The sequence below is a fragment of the Flaviflexus sp. genome (genome assembly GCF_041440645.1).
In the GTDB taxonomy this organism is placed as follows: domain Bacteria; phylum Actinomycetota; class Actinomycetes; order Actinomycetales; family Actinomycetaceae; genus Flaviflexus.
Map to the genome: position 1 here is coordinate 24,101 of NZ_JASDVN010000048.1, position 25,683 is coordinate 49,783.

A 25,683-nucleotide genomic window follows, 5' to 3' on the forward strand; every position below is an offset into this window, starting at 1 on the left:
TTTGGAGGTATTTTTGCTAACAATATGCGGGACCGGGTTGGCCGGATTGCGGGTTGCTGGGGAACTACGCGAGCGAGGATACTCCGGTCCCATCCGGGCCATTGATCGCGAAGGGGTACCGCCCTACGACCGCCCGCCGCTCACAAAGGAGTTGTTCGGCAACTACCGCAGGCCACTCTCGGCGGAAGGACTCGGTCAGCTGTCCGAGCTCGTCGACGAGGTCATTCACGGCACCGTTTCCCGAGTCGAGGGGACCACGGTCTGCGTCAGGAACACCAGCGGCATTGGAATCGGCGAAGAGACAATAGGCGAAGAAAGCAACCAAAACGAAGAAGTCGCCTACCAGTCCGACAGCGTCGTGCTCGCTCTTGGTGCAGATGCTCGGAACATGTTCCCGGGAGCACTGACGATCAGAACCCGCGAGGATGCCGACAAGCTCCGTGCCGTCACCGGCCCCGTCACCATCGTGGGTGGCAGCTGGCTCGGATGCGAACTCTCCTCATCCTTTGTTCAGGAGGGTCACGAGGTCACCCTCGTCGAGATCGCGGACTCGATACTACCCACCCTGGGCAAGGAAGCGTCCGCACCCATCGCACGAGCGCTGGAGGACATGGGGGTCACGATCACCAACACGCTCCCGGAGAAACACGGCACTCTCGTCGAGGCAACCGGAGCCATTCAGAACACGCTCGGACTCGACCTCACGACGGACGGGTGGGGCCGCACGACCATGCCCAACGTCTATGCCGTCGGCGACTGCGCGACGCTGACAACAGGACCCACGTGGGGCCACTGGAACACAGCACTTCATCAGGCTTCCCGCGTGGCAGAGGCGATCATGACGGACCCAACCGACGAGCCGCTTCCCCTGGTCTCGGATGTCTTCTCCACCATCGCGAACAAGGAACTCCTCTTCATCGGCAGGGCCGAGGGTACTCCCGTCACCCTCGAGGACGGCTCACGCACGCTCTGGATCCTGAACGACCAGCTAACAGGTGGCTTCACGATCGACAGACCCGCCGACGGCGTCGCACTACGCCGCAACCTGGGTCATCCCCTCACCCCCGATGCGGCAGCAGACCCCCGACCCCTGAAGAAGATCCTGCGCGGATAGAGAGCCAAGCGCGCAAGCAAGCCCAGGCACCCCCATTCGCCAGAAAACAGTGGATCGTCCTCAAGTCAGTGATTGTCTGCGCTCTGGACTGCACTGAGATGAAAAAGTTTGGGCCAGGAATGAATCCTGGCCCAACTCTTATTCAGTTCCTCTCGACATCTCCTTTTAGCTCTTCTCGGCATCCTCAGTTACTCACTGAGATTCACTCGAGAACTCACCACCACATTCGACCGTGACGCGATGTCCAGCTTAGGTGTTTGGGAGAGATGTCGATGTCTTGCGATCAGTGGGCGAAGTGGCGGACACCCGTGAAGTACATGGGTACGCCTGCCGCGTTGGCTGCCTCGATAACCTCGTCATCGCGGATTGAGCCACCGGGCTGAACCACGGCCTTGACTCCCGCGTTAATGAGAACCTCGAGACCATCGGCGAAGGGGAAGAAGGCATCGGATGCTGCGACGGCTCCGCGTGCGCGCTCCTCGCTACCGGAGGCGGAGGCCTGCGCGCCACCTGCGGAATCCACATCGGATTCGACGGCCACGCCGAGGGTGTTGGCTCGTTCGACGGAGAGGCGGCAGGAGTCAACGCGGTTGACCTGGCCCATGCCGACACCGACGGACGCACCGTCCTTGACGAGCAGGATGGCGTTGGAGCGGACGGAACGAACCGTGCGCCACGCGAACTCGAGATCCTTGAGGGTGGCTTCGTCAGCCTCGGGTCCGGCCACGTGCGACCATCCCGCGGCAACGTCACCTGCCTGATCGACCAGGTCGCGTCCCTGTACGAGAAAGCCACCAGAGATCTGTGTGATGTCCTGAGTCTCGTCAGAGGGGGTGACCTGAAGGATACGGAGGTTCTTCTTGGTCTGGAGGAGCGCGAGTGCATCCTCGTCGTAACCGGGAGCGGCAATGACCTCGGTGAAGACGGGCTTGACCTGCTCCGCCATCGCCAGCGTCACGGTCCTGTTGGCCGCGATGACACCACCGTAGGCGGAGACCGGGTCGCATGCGTGCGCGGAGGCGTGCGCCTGTTCAATGGTCTCGGCGGTTGCGATGCCACACGGGTTCGTGTGCTTGATGATGGCAACCGTCGGGGACAGGTGGTCGTAGGCTGCACGCACGGCAGCGTCCGTGTCGCGGTAGTTGTTGTAGCTCATTTCCTTGCCGCCGAGCTGAACGGCGTTCGCAACGCCGCCGGCACCGTTGGCGGAGATCCATGCGCTCTGGTGCGGGTTCTCGCCGTAGCGGAGGGTTGCGGTACGGGGCAGACCCACGCCCACGTACTGCGGCTCATCATCGGCCAGGGTCGCCATCCAGTTCGCAACGGCAGCATCGTAGGCGGCGGTGTGCGCGTAGGCGCGGGCAGCGAGCGTACGCTTCTCGGCGTCGGTGAAACCACCACGCTGGATCGCCTCGATGGCCTCACCGTACTGTGCGGGCGAGGTGAGGACAGCGACGGAGGCGTGGTTCTTGGCTGCGGCGCGGACCATGGCGGGGCCACCGATGTCGATCTGCTCGATGCACTCGTCTGGGGTTGCGCCCGATGCGAGGGTCTCCTCGAACGGGTACAGGTTGACGATGACGATGTCGATGGGTTCGACACCCAGCTCCGACATCTGCTCAACGTGATCGGACTCGCGACGGTCGGCCAGGATGCCACCGTGAATGAGCGGGTGCAGGGTCTTGACGCGACCCTCGAAGCACTCGGGGAAGCCGGTCACGGACTCGACACCGGAGACAGGGATGCCTGCCTCCGCTAGTGCACGTGCCGTGGCTCCAGTGGAAATGATGTCGATGCCCACCTGGCTGATGGCCTGGGCGATGTCGACGATGCCGGTCTTATCAAATACGGAAATGAGTGCGCGAGACATTATTCTCCTCTTGACTATCCACCGCTAAGCCCAGGCGTGCGACGCGGCAGTCATGGTCACTCCCCGATGGTGTTCCATCTTCCTCGCCAGTTGTGACCGTATCCGATTCTAGCGGATAGCTTTTCTTCTTCCCCAGTACATGGAGCCGATCCCACCAGCAATGAGAACGGCAGAAATGCCGAACAGGTGCTCAGCATCGACACCCGTGTAGGGAAGCTCGTCCTGTCCAGCACCTTGATCAAACACACCATTGTCGATCAGGTTGTTGCTGGCCGTGGAAATAATGGAGCGCATGAGGCCCGTCTGCTGGCCCGTGATAATGATGTTGCGCGTGGCATCGTCGTAGTTGCCGTGCGAATCAAACACCAAGTACACGAGCTGGTACATGCAGGGGTAGCCGCTGGGGCACTCAACCGGGTTGTACCAGTCTCCCCAGTTCGTGATCTCGGGAACTAAGTAGTGATCAACATCGTCGGTAATGACAATGCCGCTCAGCAGGTCAGGCTCGGTCAGGTCCGCCCTGCTCACAGCCGTGATGGGGGGAATCGAGGTGATGCGAGGTGCCTGGTTCACGGGCGGAGCGACCGGGAACGTCGGGTCCTCCGGGAACACTCCAGTGCCGGGATCGGTCGGAGGTGCCGTCGGCTCCTGCGTGGGAGGAGTCGTGGGCTCCTCTGTCGGCGGCTCGGTCGGTTCCTCCGTGGGAGGTTCGGTGGGTTCTTCCGTCGGCGGATCCGTGGGCTCCTCGGTGGGAGGATCGGTCGGCTCCTCTGTCGGAGGGTCGGTCGGCTGCTCAGTTGTGGGTTCCTCGATCGGAGGATCCGTGGGTTCGTCGGTGGGCTCCGGGTCCAGATCGGTCGGAGTAGGGAGAATATCGCTCGGGGTCAGGAACCCAATCGACTGCGCCGGATCATCACTCACGGGGTCGATGGTGTTCTCGGGGGCGGCAACGGCCGCAACTCCCGTCATGAGTCCCGCGGTCACCAGAACGGCACCGAAAGCCGTTCCTCTCACCCAGTGGCGCATCTGCTCTCCATCCAATTACCTACCGCCATTTAAGCATGTCTGCCTGCAGGTTGCTCCCAGGCATAACGAATTACACAAAATAAGTACGCTGGTGAGACCGCTCAAGCCACACCCTCACTTTATCCCTTGCCGAACCCAGCCCGATTCGAAACGCTGCCAAGAAGAAACCACGGGTGAGCGGTGCGCACCCCTCACCCGTGGCCATTCGTCCACACTCGTGACCAGCGCCGACAAAAGTAATGCTGACAAGGGGTCATGAGGTGCTGTCAGTCTTCGGAGTTGAGGAAGGCGCGTCGCCCCTCGACCCGCCATCCCGACCGCATCATGATGCCAACGGTCTCGACCAGCTGAGCCCGCTCAGCGACCTTGATCCGCTCGAGAAGCGTGTCTTCCGTGTCGTCCTCGAGCACGGGGACGGTGCATTGGGCAAGAATCTGACCCGTGTCCATTCCTTCGTCCACGAGGAACAGGGTGGCTCCCGCGATCTTCACGCCGTAGTTGAGGGCATCGACGGGGCCGTGAATCCCAGGGAATGACGGGAGAAGCGAGTTGTGAGTATTGATGATTTTTCCGGGGAATGCCTGGAGCACCTGCGGACCCATGATCTTGAGGAAACCAGCAGAGACCACAAGGTCAGGGTTTGCTCCCTGTAGTTCGGTAGCGAGCGCATGGTCCCAGTCAGCACGCTCCGCATAGTCGTTCACCTTGATGGTGGCCGTGGGGATACCCCGCTGTTCGGCAAGGTCCATTCCCCCGCACCCGTCGCGATCCGCAACGACCAGCACAACCTCCGCGCCGTAGGCCGGATCCTCGCACGCCCTCATAAGTGCCTCGAGGTTCGATCCGCCGCCAGAGATCAGAACGGCGAGCCGTGCGGGTGCAGTCATGAATTCTTCCTTCCGGCCTCTGGGGCGGTGTGAGCTGTGATCGCAGTCGTTGAGGTCGGTGCCGCGTGATTACCGGGTGCACCGTTCGATGCCTGCGGGGCCTCATCGGTCTGCTGGATCTTCACCTTATCGCTGGAGACGGAATGGGACGTGACTGCCGCCGGTTCCTCTTGCTCCGTGGTCACCTCGCCCCCGCCCGTCTTGTCCCGGAGTTTCTTCCACCACGACTTGTAGGCAGCGCGTGCCGTGCGGTGATTGGCGAGCATGCCGGCGTAGAGAGGCAGTGCCAGGACCAGGGCACCCAACCCCGCCATGACAGGAGCCTCGGGGCCAGTGATGGCGAGCCGCTCCGGGCCGATGGAGCCCTGGGCAAGAGCCGCCAGCAGGGAACAGATCACGGCGACGAAGGCAACGTGAATGGCGCCGGTGACTGCCGCTTCCTTGATGCCAGGGAATGCTCGGGACTGCCTCACGCCAAGAAGGAACGACAGAACCACGACAACCGCGATGATCCAAGGGGTGCCAGCTCCCGGTTGTGGGAGAGCACCGAGGAGCGGGATTGCGGGCAGCGGAGCGGACGTGACGCCTAGTGCCGAGAAGCTCGTGCCAGCGCCAACGGCGAAGCCGGCACCAATCATGTACGCGAGAGCCCACAGAACGAAAGTGGGAACGTAGCAGAGCTGGAACAGCCACATGAGAACGTTCGAATGCCACTCAACAATGTAGTAGCTGTTGATCGCGAGGATCTCGGACCAGCCCGCAATCACGGCAGCGATGAAACCAAGAAGTCCAAAGATGAGGCCGGCTGCGACTGCCCGCCGCGAGAGCATGAGCCCGTCGTACAGTGCCCTGCCCACGGTCGAGGTGAAGAAGGAGGAACCAAACCAGTCCGTTCTGTTCTTCGACATGAGGATGGCAAGGAAGGCGAGGAGAGCAACGCCAACGCCGGACAGCCACCAGTTGGAGCCCGCCGGTGCGAGTTGACCGAGAAGTGCCGTCGTCGCACCCGCCGAGACGACAAAGATCGCCGTATCTCTCCAGTCCGCCACCGGCATGCGTCGCACGAGGAAGTACAACCCGAGGAAGGTGAGGAGGGTGATGAGGAGCGGGGGTAGCGAGATCGACACCCCATCGAAGTGGAGGGTGCCACCGAATGCGGTCAGCCACCACCCTGTCGTCACTCCGGCCACGTCCTGCCAGGTCGTCGAACCTAGCGATGGCGAGTCGGCCATGAGCGTGTAGGCGAAGATACCGAGAACAACAATGGCCGCCCATCCAAAGAGGACAGGCTGGATACCTGCGAGGATCAGTCGCAGCGGGTGGGTTCTGACGTCGGCTTTCATCGCCTTCCATAATTCCAGCCGAAGCCCTCCGAGGCCGCGAACAACTCACCTAGTGATCAGCCACATTTCAGGCGGCCAGCCGATGACCGCCTGTCCTTGATCCCCGCCAAACATCCAGAACGAGGGCAGTCCTCGGCTCAAACGGAGATCGTCTTGCTGTCGGAATTCGCAAAGCGGAACCGATAGCTGCCCCATTCTCTTAGCAAATCCGAAAACCTGGGATAGAGTGATTCCAACTTCACGAAAGTCAGTTCATTAAGATATGGACAACACGAAAGTCAGTTCATTAACCAATAGACATCACCGCAGAGCAACCGTTCAGAATTGACGCGAGGAGACCGCCATGAAGAGAACGAGACAGTACTTGATTGCTCCCGTGGTGATGTTGCTTGCAGCCTGCTCGTCCGGGCCGATCGAAGTTGACCATAATGGGGTGGACGACGGGGTGCTTGAGGAAGTTCAGGCTGGGGACCAGTTGCTTGCCGATCACGTTGCCCTGGTCTACGAGGACGGTAGCGACGCAATAGACATTTGCTTCTCGGTGGATGAGAGCTCTCTCGGAAACGAGGATTTCCTGACCAGCTGCTGGGCCTATCTGCAAGTCCCTTACGACGAGGGATTTGATTTTGAGGCCGAAGGGTTCACCCGCAAAGATCCGCCGGTAGAAGACTACCCCAGTGGCTGGGATCGTACTGCCGATGTCACCGTCCAAGTTACCAACACAGATGTGACTCCCCCCGAGGTCAAAATCCTCACACTCGAGGACGTCACCTACGACTAGTCTCAATTAAGCTATTCTCGCCAATTTATGAAAACGCCCCTTGTCCCAAGGCTCTTCCTTTTCAACAGGCATAGGGACCTAGCAGGGCCTAGCGAAGTCTCAATGATCAGCCACAATAGCTTTTGGGGCCGGAACCACTAAGTGGTCCGGCCCCAAAGCTCCTGTACAACTCACCAGGAGTCCTATTCCCGACTTGTTCCCGATGAGTGTTTCACGGACTGTTGCCCGTGTTGATTAGGCGGTGAGGATCTCTCGTGCAAGGTTTGCGGTCTCGGTCGGGGTCTTACCAACCTTGACACCAACGGCCTCGAGGGCCTCCTTCTTTGCCTGTGCGGTGCCGGCGGAACCTGAAACGATGGCGCCGGCGTGGCCCATGGTCTTACCCTCGGGCGCGGTGAAGCCGGCAACGTAGCCAACAACGGGCTTCGTCACGTTCGCCTTAATGAACTCGGCTGCACGCTCCTCAGCATCTCCACCGATCTCACCGATCATGACGATGAGGTCAGTGTCGGGATCTGCTTCGAAGGCGCGGAGCGCATCGATGTGGGTGGTGCCCACGATCGGGTCGCCACCAATCCCGATGGCGGTGGAGAAGCCGATGTCCGACAGCTCGTACATCATCTGGTAGGTCAGGGTTCCGGACTTGGAGACGAGACCGATGCGACCGGGACCGGTGATGTTCGGAGGGGTGATGCCGACGTTGGACTGACCGGGGGTGATGATGCCGGGGCAGTTGGGTCCAATGAGCTGAACGCCCTTCTGCTCTGCGTATGCACGGAACTCCGCGGTGTCAGCTACCGGGACACCTTCGGTGATGATGACAACCAGATCCATGCCAGCATCGATCGCCTCCACGACAGCACCCTTGGTGAATGCGGGGGGAACGAAGATGACGGACACGGTGGCACCGGTCTGCTCCTTCGCATCCGCGACCGTGCCAAACACGGGAACTGACACGGTTCCGGCAACCGCGTTGCCGGGGCCCACGGGGGTGACCTCGAAGTCGAGGGACTGACCGGCCTTCCTCGGGTTGGTACCACCCACGATCTGGGTACCCGCGTTCAGCATCCTTTGCGTGTGCTTCGAGCCCTCAGAACCGGTGATGCCCTGAACGATGACCTTGGAGTTCTTGTCGAGAAAAATAGACATGTCTTTTTGTTCCTTACGCCGCGAGCTCGGCGGCCTTGGCGGCAGCCCCGTCCATCGTGTCCATGATCGTCACAAGAGGATGCGCAGCCTCCACGAGAATGCGGCGCCCCTCCTCAACGTTGTTGCCGTCGAGGCGAACCACGATCGGCTTCGTCGCGGAATCGCCGAGGATGGCGAGGGCCTGCACGATGCCGTTGGCGACCTCGTCGCACGCAGTGATGCCACCGAAGACGTTGACGAACACGGAACGGACCTCATCATCACCGAGGATGACGTCGAGACCGTTGGCCATGACCGAGGCGGACGCGCCGCCACCGATGTCGAGGAAGTTCGCGGGACCAACGCCGTACTGTTCGCCCGCGTAGGCGACAACATCGAGCGTGGACATGACGAGTCCGGCACCGTTACCGATGATGCCGACCTGGCCGCCCTCGAGCTTGACGTAGTTCAGGCCCTTTTCCTTGGCCTTGGCTTCAAGCGGGTTCTCCGCCGACTTGTCGACGAGAGCCTCGTGGTCCTCGTGGCGGAAGGACGCGTTGTCGTCGAGCGACACCTTGCCGTCGAGGGCAATGATCTCGCCGTCGGGAGACTTGATGAGGGGGTTGACCTCAACGAGGGTCGCATCCTCCTTCACATACACCTTCCAGAGGGACAGGATGACCGGAACGATCTTGTCGGCGTCGTCCTTGCCGAAACCCGCCTGGTTGACGATATCGTAGGCGACCTCTTCGGTGATGCCAACGGTGGGGTCGACGGGGATGCGGGCGAGCGCCTCGGGGCGCTCAACTGCCAACTGTTCAATCTCCATGCCGCCCTCGCGCGAGCACATGGCGAGGTAGCGACGCTCGGAACGATCGAGCAGAACCGAGAAGTAGTACTCTTCGGCGATGTCGGCACCCTCAGCGATCATGACGCGTTGCACCGTGTGGCCCTTGATGTCCATTCCCAGAATCTGGGACGCCGCCTCTTCCACCTCCTCGGGGGTGCGAGCGAGCTTCACGCCGCCAGCCTTGCCACGACCACCGGTCTTGACCTGGGCTTTCACGACAAAAAGGCTTGAGTTCAACTGTTCGGCTGCTTGGCGAGCTTCCTGAGGAGTGGTGGCTACAAGACCTTCCAACACGGGTACGCCGTGCTTGGCAAAGAGGTCACGAGCCTGGTACTCGAAGAGGTCCACGGAGGAGATCCTTCCCATAACGTCTGGGTGTCTCGACTTCGAGACACCCAGACAAGGATAGCAAGGTCACGTCAGATACGTGACCTATTACCCACCCTGCGCGGTAAGTGTCTCAAATGCGGCCTGCACCGTTTCGGCAAAAAGATACATTCCCTCAATGTTTGGGTGGGTCTGATCCGCCTGCAACATGTGGGGTTCTGCGCTGACCGCGGCGTGCCAATCCGCAACCGCCACGTTCGGGTACTCGGACGCAATCTCCCTGATGATGTCGTTCGAGCCGTCGATGAAGGTGGACTGACCGTAGATCGTCACGATGACGATCATGCGATCGGGTCCCAACATGTCGATGACGTCGCGCACCACCTGGGGGTCGGGGATGCCGGCGTTGGTGCCGAAGTCGAGGATGACGGCCCTGCGAATCGTCCCGTTGTTCAGGCCCTCCTGAACGAGTGCGGGAGCTTCGTGCCACTGCCTGTTCGACTTCGCGATGAAGTTGAGTCCCGGGAACGTCACCTCGAGACCATCGGCCGCGGTCACGATCAGGGAGTCACCGATCGCGGTGATCTCCTCCCCCGTCGGCATCGCCCAGTCTGGGTTTCCAGAGTTCGACCCATTATCCGAATCCGAATCAGGGTCCGTCTCGGCATCGCTTGGCTCTTCATTGCCCTGGTCTTCTTGGCCCGGATCATCGCCTTCACCGGAGGTGTCCTCGCCGCTTGGATCGGGCTTCTCGCTTCCTTCGCCCTCACCAGGGGGTGGCTGTTCTTCCTCGCCTGGACCAGGTGGCTGCGCGGGATCTGCCCCGTTCTGCTCCTCGAAGCGTGCCTCGTTCTCCTCGATCTCGAGCTGAACGGAGGACTTCTCGGGAGCGACGGCAACTGCGATTCCGGTTCCTGTAGTCATGATGATGGTCGCAACTGTTAGTCCGACCGCGAGGGGGCTACGGGAGACAACGCGATCCCTCACTGCCGCCCACGTAGCCCTGAAACCGTTCTGGCGGATCGGGGTTTCGACATAGCGGAACGAGAGGTCGCAGATGAGGAAGGTGAGGGCCACCGCGACAAGCGAACGGATCCAGAAGGTCACGGAACCTGGTGCGGCCGGAACGATGAGGCTCATCATGACGAGGATCGGCCAGTGCCACAGGTAGATCCCGTAGGAGCGGTGACCTATCCATGTGGCCACGGGGTTGTCCGAGATCGTCGGGAGCTTGGATCCCGGTGCCAGCATCGATGCGATGAGAATGAGGGTCAAGATTGAGGACAGGAAGATGCCGCCACGGTAGGCAATGAGGGACTGGTCCGACAGCGTCAGCAAGAGTGCGATCAGACCAATGAAGGCGGCAATGCCAGCAACCTGGCTGTACTTCTGCCACGTTCCCGCCATCCAGGTTCCCGAGGGCGGCGACCAGGAGAACGCTAGAGCAATGCCGAGTGCGAGACCGAACAGGTGGGTATCGGTTCCGTAGTACACGCGGGTCAGGTTCATGGGGTCTGCTAAGACCGCCATCAAAACTCCCGACAGCAGCGCCAATCCCCCGGCAAGCCCAACTCGCGCCTTCCAGGTCCGGAGCAGCATGATGACTCCGATGAAGATGAGCGGCCACAGCAGATAGAACTGCTCCTCCACCGCAAGAGACCAGAAGTTCTTGAACAGCATCGGGGAGGTCTGGTCGAAGTAGGAGGAGCCGTTGGCGATCTCAAGCCAGTTCGACGAGAAGGTCAGCGCACCGAGCACCTGCCTGCCAATACCGACAAGTAAATCCCTGTTGATGAGCCCAGCGATGGGAACGACGGTCACGACGAGGAGAAGGAGCGCGGGCAGGAGCCTGCGTGCACGCCTCGTCCAAAAGCCCTTGAGGTCGACTCGTTTTGTCTTGCGAACCTCGCGAAGGAGAAGTGTCGTGATGAGGAAGCCGGAAACAACGAAGAAGATGTCGACGCCAAGGAAACCGCCGGGCAGGGCTCCTGGAGTGATGTGGTAGATGACAACAGCAACAACAGCGAGCGCCCTCAGGCCATCAAGACCGCGGATCATTCCACCCGGGTCTGCCATCGGGTGACGGCGCGCTTTACGCCGCCCCTGTGCTTCTGTGCTCATCTCGCCCCCTTCAATCCTGGGAACAACCTTAATTGGGTCCCGGACAAACTGCAGGAGGTGACTCGCCGCAATGCACCGGGCCGCCAAGCAGGGAACTTACGCTTAGACGACGCATATTCACATCTGTCACAGCTGTATCAAAGCGGCTCCATGAGCCCCTGCCATGCGCAGCGCCCTCGCAGGATTCAGGATTCTGGATTCTTGGGCGAGTATGAGCTGTACGGCAGCATCGAAAAAGCCCAGGCTCTACGAGCCTGGGCCACTTCGACGATGATCGCGATGGCGTTCCGTTGACGGGCGGTGTTCCGTTTACTCAGGCAGAGTCAGCGGAGCCATGGCGAGCATGAGGCGCTTGGTCTTGGAGTCGAACTTGACCTTTGCGACCCTGTTGGCGCCAGCGCCTTCAAGCTCCATGACCGTGCCAGCACCGAAGGAGCGGTGGATGACGGTGTCGCCAACCTTGAGGGAGGCGAGAGCACCGAGGCTCTCCTCTTCCTTCTTGGCGCGTTCTGCTCGTGCCGCCTTCGCCTCCTCTGCGGCCTTCTGGCGTTCGGCCTCGAGCTCCGCCTGGCGGGCCTGGAGCCGTTCGAGATCGGCTGGGTTGAGGGAGTCCTGCGGGCGGGTAGACTGCTTGCGCTTTGGCCCACCATCGAGCCTGCCCGGCTTCACCTTGCCGGAGGATCGTTCCCCACCTCCACTGCTGGACTGGGAGAAGTCGGGACTGGAGTACTTGGTCGTGCTGGAGCGTCGCAGTACGTCCCCCGCGGAGTATTCCCTGCGCCAATCGACGAGGTCCTCGGGGATCTCGTCAAGGAAACGGGAAGGCGGGAGCTCCTGGGGCGCGCCCCACTGGCTCCGCACCGCTGCGCGGGAGATGTAGAGGGTTTCGCGGGCACGCGTCAGTGCCACGTAGGCGAGGCGGCGCTCTTCCGACAGCTCGAACGGGTCGGCCAGCGACCTCATGTGCGGGAATGTGCCGTCCTCGAGGCCGGTCACGAACACGACGGGGAACTCGAGGCCCTTCGCGGTGTGGACGGTCATGAGCGTGACCTCACCTTCGTCCACTCCCCCGTCATCAGGCAACTGGTCGGAGTCGGACACGAGTGCCACGTGCTCAAGGAAGTCCCCGAGCCCAGCATCCGGGTTGGTTGTCTTGAACTCGGTCGCAACGGAGTGCAGTTCTGCCAGGTTGTCGACGCGCGCCTCGTCCTGCGGATCCTCCGAGCTGCGCAGCTCGTCCATGTAACCCGACTTGGACATGAGCTCATCGAGAATGTCTGCGGGGGCGGAACCCTTCTCAGCCATGTCACGTGCCTCTTCAAGAAGGGTGCGGAAGTCGACGATGGTGTTCTCGGCGCGGGTGGCGAGACCCATGACTGGGCCACGAGGGGATTCCTCGTTCTTCACATCCGCGAGCGCACCACCAAAGGACAGTCCGTACCGGAGAGCATGGGTAGCGACGGCCTCCTCGGCCTTCGCTCCGAGCCCGCGGCGCGGAGTATTGAAGACACGGCGAAGCGCAACCGTGTCATCGGGGTTGGCAACGACCTGCAGGTAAGCAAGTGCGTCCTTGATTTCCTTGCGCTCGTAGAACCTGGTGCCACCAATGAGGCGGTACGGAATACCCGCGCGGATGAGCATTTCCTCGATGGCGCGGGACTGTGCGTTCGCGCGATAGAAGATCGCAACATCGGACCACTTGCGCTTCGGGTGGAGGGACTCGAGTTCCTCGATGAGGAAGCGTGCCTCGTCGTGTTCCGAGTCGGCCACGTAGCCGATGACCTTGTCACCCGCTCCCTGGTCGGTCCAAAGCTTCTTGGCCCTGCGGTTCGGGTTGTTGGCGATCACGGCGTTGGCTGCGGACAGGATGTTCTGTGTTGAGCGGTAGTTCTGCTCGAGCAGGATCGATGTGGCCGACGGGTAGTCATCTTCGAAGGATTCGATGTTACGGATCGTGGCGCCACGGAAGGCGTAGATGGACTGGTCGGCGTCACCAACGACCGTCAACTCACCCATGTTCTCCCCTGTGCCCGTCAGGACCTTGATGAGAACGTACTGGGCGTGGTTCGTGTCCTGGTACTCGTCGACCAGGATGTGGCGGAAGCGGCGCTGGTAGTGCTCGGTGATGAGCGGATGCGACTGGAGGAGATTCACGGTCGTCATGATGATGTCGTCGAAGTCGAGTGCGTTTGCTGCCTTCAGACGATCCTGGTACGCGCGGTAAGCGGCAGCGACAGTGACATCGGCCTGATCGGTCAGGTTCCGTGCGAAGTCATCCGGATCAATGAGCTCGTTCTTCAGATCCGAGATCCTGCGCAGCAGGGACTTCGGGGTTGCCACCCGAGAGTCGATTGCCTCTTCTCGGCACACCTGGTTCATGAGGCGGAGAGAATCGGCAGAGTCGTAGATCGTGAACGAGGATCTCATGCCGAGAGCCTCGTGCTCCGCACGGAGAATCCTCACGCAGGCCGAGTGGAAGGTGGAGATCCACATGCGGTTCGCAACGGGACCGAGGAGGCCCTGCAGGCGCTCCCTCATCTCCTTCGCGGCCTTGTTCGTGAACGTAATGGCGAGGATCTCGCCGGGACGTGCACGGCCCGTCTCAACGAGGTAGGCGATGCGATGGGTGAGGACGCGGGTCTTGCCCGAGCCGGCACCGGCGATCACGAGAAGGGGGCTCCCCTCGTGCACAACCGCGGCACGCTGCTGTGGGTTGAGACCTTCGGTCAGCCGCTCTGCGCCACTGGCCTGCACCTGGGGTGCAGATTCGCGTGACTGTGCCCCCGCCGGTGCGGCCGGGGCTTGCGGCGCAGCGGCAGCGCCAGCGGCCTGGGCCGCGACCTTCTGACGCAGGCGATCGAGTGCTGAAAGTGGCTGAGAAGGCATCGACGAAAGTCCTCTAGATAGCTATCGCAGGGAAGCGAAAAACCGAGTTACTGGTGTGCGCGGATCGTACACGAAATGGTACATCCGACCTTGGGGGTGGTGGCGACTAAGAGTGTCAGACGATGACGGCGATGGCGACGTTGGCGGCCACGAGCGCCGCAATGCCTCCGAAGAAGCCTGCGCTCAGCTTCTCCTGTCGGCCGCCCCAGATCGCCATGCCGCTAATAACCAGGGCAACGACGAGCTTGATACCGATCTTCATGTGGTTGACGTCGTAGTCGTTCATCTCGGCGACGCCCACGAGAAGCAGGCCGGTTGCGAGGGCGCCGAGTGCACCGTGCAGAAGACCCTTCGGCATTTCCTTGGTCTTCAGGGAGGCGATGGCGTAGCCAAAGACGAGAGCCCAGCTGAGGAGGTGGAGGATGATCAGAATAGAACGCACAATATCCATGCCTGCCAGCCTAACGTCTCGAACTTGCCACTTCGAGCTTCGAACATTCGTTTCGTGGAGAGTTTACCCACATCACATTTGACACCGTTTTGCGCTACACGAATCTGCACAAGTAGCCGCTCGAACCTAGGTCACTTGATATCTCTCGTCGTGGCTGACGTTCCACTTCTAGGCACGGAAGCACTGGGACCAGTCACATGCAATGGAAGCCTTCACCACCATATACAAAGAGGAAGGCGCACGACCTGCGCCGTGCACCTTCCTCTGATTACTGATGAGCTATTGACTAGCTGTCACTCGTCTCAGGCGTTGGTCACTTCGTTCTGCTTGCGACCAGCGGAGACCATGGTTGCGCCCATGAGGAGCATCCAAACACCAACACCGATTGCGAAGAGCGAGACGCCGTATGCGAGGACCGAGGTAAAGAGCGAGGAGCGCAGGAACGAAGCGTTCATCATCGTGGTGCGCTGTGCCTGGTACTCAGCAGCCGCATCGGTGTCGCCGTCTTCTTCAGCCTGGTTGGCGAGAGCGCCGAGAGTTGCGTAGGTTTCGCCACCGGAGATGGCGAGGGCGTGCTTGTTGATGACCTCTGCCTGTGCGTAGGCGGTGAGGGGTCCACCAACCTGCTTGCCACCGAACATCGAAGCATCTGCCGACACGGTGATGTCTTCTGCCTTGAGCTGGCTGGTAACCAGACCCCATGCAACGCCGCCCGTACCCACGAACAGAACGCCAAAGATCAGAGTGACAATGCCGGTGATCTTCCCAAGCTTCGTGAACATAACTTCCTCCTTCGGGGCAACCCCTGTTGCTCCCGCTTTCTCGAGCAAACCCTTGCTTGCTCTGTTGACTCAAATTTATGGGGTGCCGAAACGGGCAACAAGTATACATTTGATACCGCGACGCCAACCTTGCGTAAATCGGCGGAATCCCGGTAACTTTATGAAACCTAACGTGCTACGCATCACATTGATGGCAATTCGGACACTAATATTCATACTTCAATTCGGACAAATTGCCCCATTGTTTATTCAGTTTTCTGGATATATTCATAAACTTAGGGAAGACAAAGGTCCCAATTTGACAGGGCAAAATGGTCCACTATTCCGATTTGGCCTCCGCTCCACCCCCGAAGCGACTCGTTTGAGACGGGCATAACACGTGTCGTATAGCCGGTTTCACAGGTTAGTCTGAGTTTTTCTTCTGCCACTTCCGTGACGGCTTCCAGGGATCTATTGATATGCAGTGCTTGGCACCGCCGTCAGAGAGCTCCTAGAGAGCCAAAGTGGCACCTCGCCACGTGCCACCAACGGGAGTAGAACGTCCGCCGAAGCACCTTCAGAGTTACTGTCCAAGCCTCCATCTCGAAACCAGCCAGAGGCGTGCCCAGGGCCTCCTTGAGTGCGCTCCCCCTGTCCAGCCAAACCGCCGGGCTCCCACTGGTTCTAATTGATGGGTGGCTGAAGCCGTTCCGAGTGATGTGCGCCCGAAGCAGTTCTGAGTGATGGGTGCTCGAATCAGTTCTGAATGATGTGTGCCTGAAGCCGTTCCATGCCAGGCGTGTCCGAAGAATCGTGCCGAAGGCGACCTGGACTCTCGACGCGTGTTCCGCTCCTCCAGCTCGCCTCACTCCGCTACCCCAGACCGTACGAGTCCGAGTTGGGCTGATTCACGCCCCGCTTCACACTGCCTTCACACGCCCTGCGTCGCACTTACGAACTTGGCCAACTCTCATCCCACGGCTTCACGCTCGACTATTCGCTCACCTCAGTCATGAGACATGAGCCCGACATGAGTGAAGGGCACGACCATGGTCGTGCCCTTCGTGAGTTACCCTGCGCAGCGTCTCAGCTCCGAGGAGGTTCCTCCCTCAATTACTCCCACTCAATGGTGCCCGGGGGCTTGGAGGTCACGTCAACAACAACTCGGTTGACCTCCGCCACGGAGTTGGTGATGCGGTTAGAGATCTTCGCGATCACGTCGTAGGGCAGTCGCGACCAGTCCGCCGTCATCGCATCCTCTGAGGACACGGGACGAAGCACGATCGGGTGGCCGTAAGTACGACCATCGCCCTGAACACCGACGGAACGAACGTCTGCGAGCAGCACGACCGGGCACTGCCAGATCTCGGAATCGAGACCGGCCGCCGTGAGCTCCTCGCGGACAATGAAGTCAGCGCGACGGAGAATGTCGAGACGCTCCCCTGTGACCTCACCGATGATGCGGATGCCGAGTCCGGGACCCGGGAACGGCTGGCGGCCCACGATGACCTCGGGGATGCCGAGTTCGCGGCCCACTGCACGAACCTCGTCCTTGAACAGCTCGCGCAGCGGTTCGCACAGCTCAAACTGGAGGTCGTCGGGAAGGCCGCCCACGTTGTGGTGCGACTTGATATTGGCTGCGCCCTCGCCGCCACCGGACTCAACAACATCCGGGTAGAGGGTGCCCTGAGCGAGGAACTTGACCCCGCCTTCCTCCTCGGAAACCATGCGGGCGGCGCGTTCGAAGGAACGGATGAACTCGCGTCCGATGATCTTGCGCTTCTCTTCGGGGTCGGTGACGCCGATGAGGGCGTCGAGGAAGATCGCGGAGTCATCGACCGTGATGAGCTTGACGCCGATGGCTTCAACGAAGTCCCGTTCGACCTGCTCGCGCTCCCCTGCTCGCAGCAGGCCGTGATCGACGAACACGCAGGTGAGCTGATCGCCAACTGCTTTCTGTACGAGAGCCGCGGCCACGGCAGAGTCAACACCGCCGGACAGGCCACAGATGACCCTGTCGGTTCCGATCTGGTTACGGATGCGGGAGACCTGCTCATCAATGATGGAGCCGGTGCTCCAGTTGGACTCGAGTCCCGCGCCCTCGCGCAGGAAGCGCTCGAGGAATGCCTGTCCACCCGGGGTGTGGCGGACCTCGGGGTGCCACTGGACGCCGTACAGCTTGCGTTCGGGATCCTCGAAGGCGGCAACGGGTGCACCCTTCGAGGTGGCGGTGACGGTGAAGCCTTCGGGGGCAACGGACACGGCATCGCCGTGGCTCATCCACACCGACTCGTCGTTACCTTCACCAAGCAAGCCACCCGACACCTCGATGTCAGTGTGGCCGTACTCGCGCTCACCGGTCTTGTCGACGGTGCCGCCCAGGGCCGCAGCCATGGACTGGAAGCCGTAGCAGATGCCGAGAACGGGAACGCCGGCCTCAAGCAGGTTCTTATCGAGCGAGGGTGCACCCTCGGCGTAGACGGAGGCGGGACCACCGGACAGGATGATCGCTGCGGGATCCTTGTCGAGGAGCTTCTCGGTCGCGATCGTGTGCGGCACGATCTCGGAATAGTAGCCGGCTTCGCGCACGCGACGTGCGATGAGCTGTGCATACTGGGCTCCGTTGTCGACAACGTAAACGGTTTCGTGTTCCATCGTGTCCTACCTTTCGCGCTCTGCCTTGAGGCGTGAGATCTGTGCGCGCCGCAGGGCGCGGCCCTCCACCGCATCGAGGGCCCCGGGGAGGTCCTCGCGATACCAGGATGCCGCCTTGCGTTCGAGAACGAAGGAAAGGACGGGCACCACACCGGCAAGGATGAGATAAATCATACGGCTAAAGCTCCAGCGCATAACTGACCAGAGATTGAAGACCGCAAGGACGTACACGACGTAGATCATGCCGTGCACGATTGCCACCCACGTGCCGAGAACGGGCTCGTGGTTTCCGTTCACATCGACCAGGTACTTCAGCACCATCTCCAGCACGAGGAGCAGGAGCCAGAAGCCGGTGATGTATGCCATGGCGCGGTAGAAAGCCATGGCGACCTGGGCCTTCTTGCCCGCGTCCTGACGCGCAACCCGCGCCAGCTCCACCTCTTCTTCAGTTGGTTCAGGCAATGCTGAGGCCACGTCACATCCTTTACTCGGCATCTTGTTACTCAACCCTATAGTAGGGCGCAAAATTGGGGGTGAGCACTTCCGCCTAGTGGTCGCTAGACTGTCGTGGTGTTTTCCTTTCCTCCGGTTGTCGATAAACCCCTGCCCGCATACAGGCCGCGGGCAATCATGGCCGATTTCATCACCTCATCAAAGGTGCAACTGACCACGGCCACCATTTTCCGTTCCATCCAAGAAGTCGTTGGTGCCCTCACACCCGTTGTTCTCGGTATTGCGCTCGACTCGGGCATGGAGCACGGCGCGACCACTGCCGTGTGGACGATCGCAGGCTGGCTGACAGTGCTGGCCATCGTCCAGGCCTTCGCCATGTCGATGGGCCACGGCTACGAGATCGTGTCCTGGCTGCGCACCACCATGCGCGCCGTCACCCAGTTGCACAATCACGTGACCAGATCCGGCCCTGCCATCCTCCGCACGAAATCGAGCGGGGAGGTTGTCGCCACCGCCATGAGCGATGCCGAACACGTCGGTAACCTGGTCGAATTCATTCCCCGCCTCGTCGGCGGGCTTTTTGCGTTCCTGACCGTTGCGATGGTTCTGCTCAACCAAAACGTCGGTCTCGGGCTTGTGGTTCTCATCGGTGTTCCGATCATCACCGCTCTCGCTTCCCTCCTGATCAGGCCCCTGCAGAGCCGACAGCAGCTCCAACGCGACGAGCAGGGCAAGCTCACGGCCCTCGGCACTGACACGGTTGCGGGCCTGCGTGTTCTGCGCGGCATTGGCGGCGAGGAACAGTTCGCGAAACGCTACGCCGAGCAGTCGCAGAAGGTGCGTATGGCGGGCAACAAGGTTGCCTACCTGCAGTCGTGGATCGATGGCCTCCAGATTCTCATCCCCGGCCTCTTCACGTCCTTCGTCATGTGGCAGGGTGCCCTCCTCGCGCTCGACGGTGACATCTCGGTCGGCGACTACACCGCCCTGTTCGGCCTCACCGTTTACCTGGTACGTCCCCTCCAGATCGTCATGATGGTCGTGACCCAGTTCGGTCGCGCACGCGTTGGTGCACGCAAGATGTTCAACATCTTCCGCATCCAGCCGATCTCCGGCACCCTGGCCGAACGCGTCGCCTCAGAGACAGATACCGCCGATCGCGAGTACGTGAGCGCAGCTGCCCGGGCCGCAACGAGCGGTGCGTCCACGAACTCCACCAGCGCGGAGTGGAGCTCCGCCTCTCAGGAGGCAGGTTCCGCTCATCAGGAGACGGGTTCCGCCTCGGTCTTCGATGGTCCAATCGTTGACAACGTGACCGGCATCGAGATCAAGCCGGGAATCTCCACGGCGATCGTGTCGAGCGCGCCGCAGCAGGTGGCTGAGCTCGCGGAGCGTCTTGCTCGCATCGACGACGAGGTTGCCGACGTCACGGCATCAGGTGTCGACGTGCGGACGCTACCAATCGTTGATGTGCGTGAGAACGTGCTGCTTGCGCGAGCAACTCCCGAGCTCTTTGGCGGTCAGCTTCGCTCCGTCATCGACGCCGCCACCCCGTACGCGATCATCGATCAGCCGCTCGCCAAGGCCCGCGCCGAGGTCTTTGGACCCGCGGCAGTCACGAAGACAGAGATTGATCCGAAGCGCGATGAGGAGATCCTTGACGCGCTCGACGATGCTGATGCTCACGACGTGCTGTCCTCCCTCGACAACTCGCTCTCGGGTGAGGTCACGGAGAAGGCTCGTTCCCTGTCCGGTGGTCAGCGCCAGCGCGCAGCCCTCGCTCGCGCCATCCTCGACTCCCCCAAGGTTCTCGTTCTCGTGGAACCCACCTCGGCTGTCGACTCCCACACGGAGGACAGGATCGCGCAGCGCCTGACCGAACGCCGGGCAGGCAAGACCACAATCATCACCTCCGGCTTCCCGCTCATTCTCAACAGGGTCGACGAAGTCGTTCTCCTCGAGGATGGTCGGGAAGTCATTCGCGGGTCCCACGATGACCTGCTTGCTCGTTCTTCCGCGGGCGATCCACTAGCACAGCGCTACGAGTGGGTCGTCACCCGCCAGTCCGGTGAGGAATCATGAACCAGATCCTTCCCATTGCCGACAATCGGCAGGTCATCGCCTACGCCAAGGAGATTCTCTCCCGGCACAAGTGGCGGTTTGTTGCCATCGTCGTCATCCACGCCCTCGCGTCCGTCAGCTCACTTGCCGTCCCGTTTATCGTCGGTAAGCTTGTTGACGCCGTCCTCGACGGCACGACCCGGTCCTACGTGTCCGCCGCGATCCTCATCGTCATCGGCTCGTACCTCATCTACGCGATCCTGACCCGCTCGGTCCAGCTCCGCACCCGTGTCCTGGGCGAGCAGGTGTTTGCCGAGGTGCGCGAGGAGTTCCTCGAGTCGGTCACGACCCTGCCGCTCTCGACGGTCGAGTCGGCCGGTACGGGTGACCTCCTGTCCCGCACCACGAACGACGTGGATCGCATCCAGTGGATCGTGCGCTTCGGCCTACCCGCGATCATCACCTCCGCGATCACGATCATCATCACGATCATCATGGCGGTCGTGGCCTCTCCCCTGGTCTCGCTCTCCCTCCTGACGGGCGTACCCTTCGTCGTGGTTGCCGCGGTTCGCTACCTGAAACGCGCCCGCCCCGTCTACCTGTGGAACGCACAGGCGTGGGCAGGCCTCAACTCCGTGGTCGCAGAGTCGGTCGAGTTCGTTGGCACAATCGACGCCATGCACCTGGGTGAACCCCGCCGCAACCGCATGCGCACCGTGGTGGATGCTGGCGCCTGCGCATCCGAGTCCCAGGCAGCGAAGCTCCGCATGGAGCTGTTCTTCTTCCTGTTGTTTGGTTGTGCGCTACCGACCGCCGTGGCGGTCGTGTGGGGCGCTCACCTCATCAGCCTCGATGCGGTCTCAATCGGCATGGTCGCAACCGTTGCGCTCTACACTGCTCAGCTCCGCAACCCGCTCGTCGAGTTCCTCATGTGGCTGGATGAGCTGCAGGTGGCATCCGTGTCCCTCGCCCGCATCGTCGGCGTCCGCCTCGTGGAGAACGACCGCGTTGCCACCGGTGAGAAGCCCCAGGGAGACAACCTGGTGGCCAAAGACGTGCGGTACGCGTACCGGGAGGGCAAGGATGTCCTGAAGGGCATCAACCTTGATCTTGTTCCCGGTGAGCGGCTCGCCATCGTCGGTCCGTCCGGTGCCGGCAAGTCCACCTTCGGTCGCATGCTGGCCGGCATCCACCCTCCCACGGGCGGTTCCGTCACGGTCGGTGGGGTCAACCTCGTTGACCTGACAGAGGAGGAACTCCGTGGCCAGGTCGCTCTCGTCACCCAGGAGCACCACGTGTTCGTCGGCACCCTTGCACACAACCTCCGCCTCGCCAAGGCCGATGCAACCGATGAGGAGCTGCGGGATGCTCTGCGTTCCGTCGATGCGCTGCGCTGGGTGAACGAGCTGGAGAACGGGCTCGAGACGGAGGTCGGTTCCGGTTCAAAGACGCTGACTCCGGCGGAGGCCCAGCAGATCGCCCTCGCCCGCCTCGTCCTCCTCAACCCCCACACGGTGGTGCTGGACGAAGCGACCTCCCTCATCGATCCCCGTTCGGCACGGAGCCTCGAGGCGAGCCTCAGCGCAGTGCTGGATGCTCGCACCGTCATCGCCATCGCCCACCGCCTCTACACGGCCCACGACGCCGATCGCGTTGCCGTGATCGAGGATGGTCTCATCAGCGAGCTCGGAACCCACGACGAACTGGTGAATGCTGGTGGAGCGTACGCGAAGCTCTGGGAAACCTGGCACCGGGAGCGCTGAGCAATGGCGAGTTCTCGGTAGCCTCTGGCAGTACGTACCCGCATGCGCCGGGTAACCAGGCCTGGGGCCGCCGGACTGGTGTCGGGCGGCCCCTTCCCTATCCCTCTGTCCTCCTTGTGTCACTGCGTTCTCCTTGCGTTAATCACATGGTGGGATGGGGCCTGAGAACGATCACCACGGCGGTCAGATGCGTGCATAGTTGTGCCCGCACATCCTATGCTTGTGCTCTGCCTTCTCGGACTTTCCGTTTCTTTCTGTACGGAACCTCTCCGCGTAACTGAACGGCAGAAACCCCTTCGATGACGCTTTGATAGGAACACTTATGCCTTCAGCTCGTTCTGTCCCCCTGGCTCTCACCGCTCTCGCAGCGGGTGGTTTTGCCGTGGGTACAACGGAGTTCGCCTCCATGAGCCTCATCCCCTGGATCGCAACCGACCTTGGTATCACCAATCCGCAGGCGGGTTGGGCCGTGAGCGCCTACGCGATTGGCGTGGTCGTTGGTGCACCTCTCATTACGGCGTTGACGTCGAAGATGGACAGGAAGAACCTGCTCATCTGGAGCTCGATCCTCTTCTCGGCTGGCAACCTGCTGACCGTGTTCGCACTTGATCTGCCCACCCTGTTGGCGGCCCGGTTCCTGACCGGCCTCCCCCACGGCATCACCCTGGGCATTGCGGCGGTCATTGCCGCGAGCCTGGTCCGCCCCGAGAAGCGCGGCACCGCCATGGCACGCACCATGCTGGGACTGACTATCGCGAACATCATTGGCGTCCCTGCCGCAACCTGGATGGGGTCGACCTTTGGGTGGCGTTGGGCTTACGTGATCATCGCGGCCATTGGTCTGCTCACCATGCTGGCTCTGTTCAAGTTCCTGCCGCCAGTTCCGGCTGAGAAGACCTCTTCGGCCCGTGCCGAGCTCAAGTCCATGACCCGCGTCCAGGTGTGGTTGCCGCTCGTGGCGGGCGCCGTTGGTTTTGGTGGCTCGTTCGCGTTCTACACCTACATCACGCCCACCATGACCGAGGTGACGGGGATTCCGGATGAGTACCTGCCCTGGGTTCTCGTTCTCTACGGGTGTGGCATGACCGTGGGTTCACTCGTGGCCGGCCCCTGCATCGACCGCTCCATCGACAAGTCCGCTCTCGCTGGGGTGCTGGGCATGGCGGTGATCCTGAGCCTCATGTCGATCTTCATGCACATCTGGTATGTGGTACTCCCCCTCATGTTCCTCAACGCGATTGCGATGAGCCTGTTCACGACCGGCCTGCAGGCACGACTGCTCCGTGCCGCGTCCGATGCTCCGAACATGTCGGCCGCCATGAATCACGCCGCCTTCAATGCCGCCAACGCCCTCGGCGCCTACCTCGGTGGTGTCGTTGTGACCGCCGGCTTCGGATACCGCGCCCCCTCCATGGTCGGCGTTCTCCTCGCCCTGGCCGGAACTCTCATCCTTCTCGTCGCCTTCGGACTCAACCGGAGCTCAAAGACCGCGGATACGGCCGCACCCGCCGAACCGGTGGCGGTGACAGCCCCCTGATCAATGTCGTTCCACGCCCGGATCCATCCTCGAGGCCATCAGAATCCCGCACCGATACGACCGGCGGATTCTGGTGGCCTCTGGTCGTTCCCGATCTTTCGGAACCCCAAATGGAAATAGAAAAAGGAATTCGAGAAATAGAAAAACGAATTCAGAGGACATCCACAACGGGAGTCTCAGTGGACGTTGGCGGTACCGTAGAGGACAAGACCCAAATTCAGGAGAGTACATGCCATTGACGGATTCAACATCGGCGCGCGAAGCACTTCGCGCCGCCTTGAAGGACGCCATGAAGGGCAGGGGACGCGACGCCGGAACAGCCCTGCGGTCGGCGCTCGCAGCGATCGACAATGCTGAAGCCGTTGACGCTAGTCCAACGAAGCTCGAGACAACGAGCGAGCACGTAGCGGGAGCGTCGATAGGCGCTGGCTCCGCAGAAGCGATGCGTCGAGAGCTTTCCGAGGTCGAGATTCGAGCCATTCTTGAGCGTGAGATGAGCGAGCGCATAGAGGTGGCACAAGAGTTTGAATCGCTGGGACAGCTGGGCGAAGCTGCACGACTTCGACGCGAAGCCGAGGCTCTCGCCCCGTTTATTGGCTGACGCGTCTCTCGATCCTGGGTCGCCAACTAGGAGTCGTTTGTCGCCCATGTCAGCAACATGCGGCTAACTCTCACACCTGGCCACGTCGGAACAACTCACATGACCAATGCGGCAAATTACGAGCAAATGACCGACGTTGTCCTCATCCGACGTAAGTCGTGCTCACGTATTGAAGGTGTCAGCGTCAGTACTACTTCTCAGAGTCGGATCCTGCCGATGCGGACTCCGGTGAGGGTTGGGAAGTTGAAGACTCCTCTTGAGTCAGGAACTCTTCCGCCCACTCATCAAGCATTCTCTCTTCACGCTTGGAGTGGACGGTGGAGCGCAGGATGCGGAACCAGATGAAGAGAGCAAAGCCGGCAAACACAACCCATTCGACTGCGTAGGCGGCGTTCTGGAGGTTGAAGCCGCCCTCTTCCGTGGGCTTGGGTGCCGATGCGTGGCGAACCCCGTCGGGGGACGTGGCTTCTGCTGTGACACTGATGGTTTCACCTGCGTCGATGGCCGCGGGGTCCACGCTCGTGGGCGTGAACTCGACAATGTATCCGGAGAGGATGGGGCCACCCCACGCGTTCACGAGTTCGGCAGGAGAGATCGATACCGCGGTCTCGTCCGTGAGGCCACCGATGGAGTCCTCCGGGGCCGCGAGGTACCCGAAGACCGTGACCTCGCCATCGGGGACGGAGGGAAGCTCTGTTCCGGGTTCAACCCAGCCGCGAATGATTGGGGCCCTCGCCCCAGCATCGGGTCCTTCGGTGATGGTGAATTCGGCAAGGATGAGGTCGGCTGGTTCGCCGTTGACTGCGCGATCGAGGACGCGGAGCTGATTCTCATCAAAGGTTCCGGTCACGTACACGGGCCTCGCGTACTCGTCCGAGGTCATGTTGGTCTGGGCGCGGAGGACATTGCCGAGGGGTTCGGCAGGTGAGTTCAGTCTCTCCTGGTGCTCGGCCGTGATCCGTTCGGCTCCCCGAGCCGTGGCTCGCTCAAGCTGCCAATATCCGAGCCTGATGCATACACCAGCGGCAATGGCCAGAAAGATGAACAAAACAATCATTTTTGGGGTGA

The 25,683-nt window shown here is 61.4% G+C and carries 19 protein-coding genes and 1 riboswitch; of the genes, 6 read left to right on the forward strand and 13 right to left on the reverse strand.

Features of this window, described 5'->3' with window-relative positions; all coding sequences use genetic code 11:
- Positions 1–13: 13 nt before the first annotated feature.
- Positions 14–1,114, forward strand: a complete 1,101-nt coding sequence (locus QMB98_RS06895) for an FAD-dependent oxidoreductase (RefSeq protein WP_371684948.1) — start codon at positions 14–16, stop codon at positions 1,112–1,114.
- Positions 1,115–1,397: 283 nt separating this feature from the next.
- On the opposite strand, the gene purH is transcribed toward QMB98_RS06895, so the two are convergent.
- From purH to QMB98_RS06915, 4 genes are all read right to left on the reverse strand, one after another.
- Entirely contained in the window at positions 1,398–2,984 is a 1,587-nt protein-coding gene (gene purH, locus QMB98_RS06900) for a bifunctional phosphoribosylaminoimidazolecarboxamide formyltransferase/IMP cyclohydrolase (protein ID WP_371684949.1), read from the reverse strand.
- Between the two features lie 21 nt (positions 2,985–3,005).
- A riboswitch (ZMP/ZTP riboswitch) is annotated at positions 3,006–3,088 on the reverse strand.
- Positions 3,089–3,092: 4 nt separating this feature from the next.
- Positions 3,093–4,010 carry a hypothetical protein gene (locus QMB98_RS06905; protein ID WP_371684950.1) on the reverse strand — a complete coding sequence of 306 codons (918 nt, stop codon included), beginning with the start codon at positions 4,008–4,010 and terminating at the stop codon, positions 3,093–3,095.
- A 266-nt stretch (positions 4,011–4,276) separates the two neighbouring features.
- On the reverse strand, positions 4,277–4,897 hold the full coding sequence (gene purN / locus QMB98_RS06910) for a phosphoribosylglycinamide formyltransferase (protein WP_371684951.1): 621 nt from the start codon (positions 4,895–4,897) through the stop codon (positions 4,277–4,279).
- Positions 4,894–6,240, reverse strand: a complete 1,347-nt coding sequence (locus QMB98_RS06915; RefSeq protein ID WP_371684952.1) for a DUF6350 family protein — start codon at positions 6,238–6,240, stop codon at positions 4,894–4,896. The genes purN and QMB98_RS06915 overlap by 4 nt, the downstream gene beginning before the upstream one ends.
- A 343-nt stretch (positions 6,241–6,583) precedes the next feature.
- Here QMB98_RS06915 and QMB98_RS06920 point away from each other — a divergent pair, with 343 nt between their 5' ends.
- Positions 6,584–7,021, forward strand: coding sequence for a hypothetical protein (locus QMB98_RS06920; protein ID WP_371684953.1), 438 nt, complete (start codon positions 6,584–6,586; stop codon positions 7,019–7,021).
- A 234-nt stretch (positions 7,022–7,255) separates the two neighbouring features.
- On the opposite strand, the gene sucD is transcribed toward QMB98_RS06920, so the two are convergent.
- The 8 genes from sucD to QMB98_RS06960 all read right to left on the reverse strand — a co-directional run bounded on the left by sucD (position 7,256) and on the right by QMB98_RS06960 (position 18,674).
- On the reverse strand, positions 7,256–8,170 hold the full coding sequence (gene sucD / locus QMB98_RS06925; protein ID WP_371684954.1) for a succinate--CoA ligase subunit alpha: 915 nt from the start codon (positions 8,168–8,170) through the stop codon (positions 7,256–7,258).
- A gap of 13 nt (positions 8,171–8,183) precedes the next feature.
- On the reverse strand, positions 8,184–9,347 hold the full coding sequence (sucC, locus tag QMB98_RS06930; RefSeq protein ID WP_371684955.1) for an ADP-forming succinate--CoA ligase subunit beta: 1,164 nt from the start codon (positions 9,345–9,347) through the stop codon (positions 8,184–8,186).
- Positions 9,348–9,434: 87 nt separating this feature from the next.
- Entirely contained in the window at positions 9,435–11,447 is a 2,013-nt protein-coding gene (locus QMB98_RS06935; protein ID WP_371684956.1) for an acyltransferase family protein, read from the reverse strand.
- 309 nt (positions 11,448–11,756) lie between these two features.
- Positions 11,757–14,333: a UvrD-helicase domain-containing protein gene (locus QMB98_RS06940; protein WP_371684957.1), complete on the reverse strand. Its 2,577-nt coding sequence runs from the start codon at positions 14,331–14,333 to the stop codon at positions 11,757–11,759.
- Between the two features lie 115 nt (positions 14,334–14,448).
- Positions 14,449–14,784, reverse strand: a complete 336-nt coding sequence (locus tag QMB98_RS06945) for a hypothetical protein (protein ID WP_371684958.1) — start codon at positions 14,782–14,784, stop codon at positions 14,449–14,451.
- Between the two features lie 302 nt (positions 14,785–15,086).
- On the reverse strand, positions 15,087–15,566 hold the full coding sequence (locus tag QMB98_RS06950) for a hypothetical protein (protein ID WP_371684959.1): 480 nt from the start codon (positions 15,564–15,566) through the stop codon (positions 15,087–15,089).
- 1,092 nt (positions 15,567–16,658) lie between these two features.
- Positions 16,659–18,200 carry a glutamine-hydrolyzing GMP synthase gene (gene guaA / locus QMB98_RS06955; protein WP_371684960.1) on the reverse strand — a complete coding sequence of 514 codons (1,542 nt, stop codon included), beginning with the start codon at positions 18,198–18,200 and terminating at the stop codon, positions 16,659–16,661.
- Positions 18,201–18,206: 6 nt separating this feature from the next.
- Positions 18,207–18,674 carry a DUF3817 domain-containing protein gene (locus QMB98_RS06960; RefSeq protein ID WP_371684961.1) on the reverse strand — a complete coding sequence of 156 codons (468 nt, stop codon included), beginning with the start codon at positions 18,672–18,674 and terminating at the stop codon, positions 18,207–18,209.
- A gap of 96 nt (positions 18,675–18,770) precedes the next feature.
- Between QMB98_RS06960 and QMB98_RS06965 the strand changes: the two genes are divergently transcribed.
- From QMB98_RS06965 to QMB98_RS06980, 4 genes are all read left to right on the forward strand, one after another.
- Complete coding sequence (locus tag QMB98_RS06965; protein WP_371684962.1) at positions 18,771–20,735, forward strand: ABC transporter transmembrane domain-containing protein; 1,965 nt, start codon at positions 18,771–18,773, stop codon at positions 20,733–20,735.
- Entirely contained in the window at positions 20,732–22,477 is a 1,746-nt protein-coding gene (locus QMB98_RS06970) for an ABC transporter ATP-binding protein (RefSeq protein WP_371684963.1), read from the forward strand. The genes QMB98_RS06965 and QMB98_RS06970 overlap by 4 nt, the downstream gene beginning before the upstream one ends.
- Positions 22,478–22,799: 322 nt before the next feature.
- A complete protein-coding gene (locus QMB98_RS06975) occupies positions 22,800–24,014 on the forward strand; it encodes an MFS transporter (RefSeq protein ID WP_371684964.1) in 1,215 nt (404 codons plus the stop codon).
- Between the two features lie 229 nt (positions 24,015–24,243).
- Complete coding sequence (locus tag QMB98_RS06980) at positions 24,244–24,615, forward strand: hypothetical protein (protein WP_371684965.1); 372 nt, start codon at positions 24,244–24,246, stop codon at positions 24,613–24,615.
- Between the two features lie 190 nt (positions 24,616–24,805).
- Here QMB98_RS06980 and QMB98_RS06985 read toward each other — a convergent pair whose 3' ends face one another.
- Positions 24,806–25,663 carry an SURF1 family protein gene (locus QMB98_RS06985; protein WP_371684966.1) on the reverse strand — a complete coding sequence of 286 codons (858 nt, stop codon included), beginning with the start codon at positions 25,661–25,663 and terminating at the stop codon, positions 24,806–24,808.
- Between the last annotated feature and the right edge of the window lie 20 nt (positions 25,664–25,683).

Coding starts and splice junctions, on each gene's coding strand:
- purH (WP_371684949.1), bottom strand. CDS start 2,984: ATGTCTCGCGCACTCATTTCCGTATTTGATAAGACCGGCATCGTCGAC.
- QMB98_RS06905 (WP_371684950.1), bottom strand. CDS start 4,010: ATGCGCCACTGGGTGAGAGGAACGGCTTTCGGTGCCGTTCTGGTGACC.
- purN (WP_371684951.1), bottom strand. CDS start 4,897: ATGACTGCACCCGCACGGCTCGCCGTTCTGATCTCTGGCGGCGGATCG.
- QMB98_RS06915 (WP_371684952.1), bottom strand. CDS start 6,240: ATGAAAGCCGACGTCAGAACCCACCCGCTGCGACTGATCCTCGCAGGT.
- QMB98_RS06920 (WP_371684953.1), top strand. CDS start 6,584: ATGAAGAGAACGAGACAGTACTTGATTGCTCCCGTGGTGATGTTGCTT.
- sucD (WP_371684954.1), bottom strand. CDS start 8,170: ATGTCTATTTTTCTCGACAAGAACTCCAAGGTCATCGTTCAGGGCATC.
- QMB98_RS06935 (WP_371684956.1), bottom strand. CDS start 11,447: ATGAGCACAGAAGCACAGGGGCGGCGTAAAGCGCGCCGTCACCCGATG.
- QMB98_RS06940 (WP_371684957.1), bottom strand. CDS start 14,333: ATGCCTTCTCAGCCACTTTCAGCACTCGATCGCCTGCGTCAGAAGGTC.
- QMB98_RS06945 (WP_371684958.1), bottom strand. CDS start 14,784: ATGGATATTGTGCGTTCTATTCTGATCATCCTCCACCTCCTCAGCTGG.
- QMB98_RS06950 (WP_371684959.1), bottom strand. CDS start 15,566: ATGTTCACGAAGCTTGGGAAGATCACCGGCATTGTCACTCTGATCTTT.
- guaA (WP_371684960.1), bottom strand. CDS start 18,200: ATGGAACACGAAACCGTTTACGTTGTCGACAACGGAGCCCAGTATGCA.
- QMB98_RS06970 (WP_371684963.1), top strand. CDS start 20,732: ATGAACCAGATCCTTCCCATTGCCGACAATCGGCAGGTCATCGCCTAC.
- QMB98_RS06975 (WP_371684964.1), top strand. CDS start 22,800: ATGCCTTCAGCTCGTTCTGTCCCCCTGGCTCTCACCGCTCTCGCAGCG.
- QMB98_RS06980 (WP_371684965.1), top strand. CDS start 24,244: ATGCCATTGACGGATTCAACATCGGCGCGCGAAGCACTTCGCGCCGCC.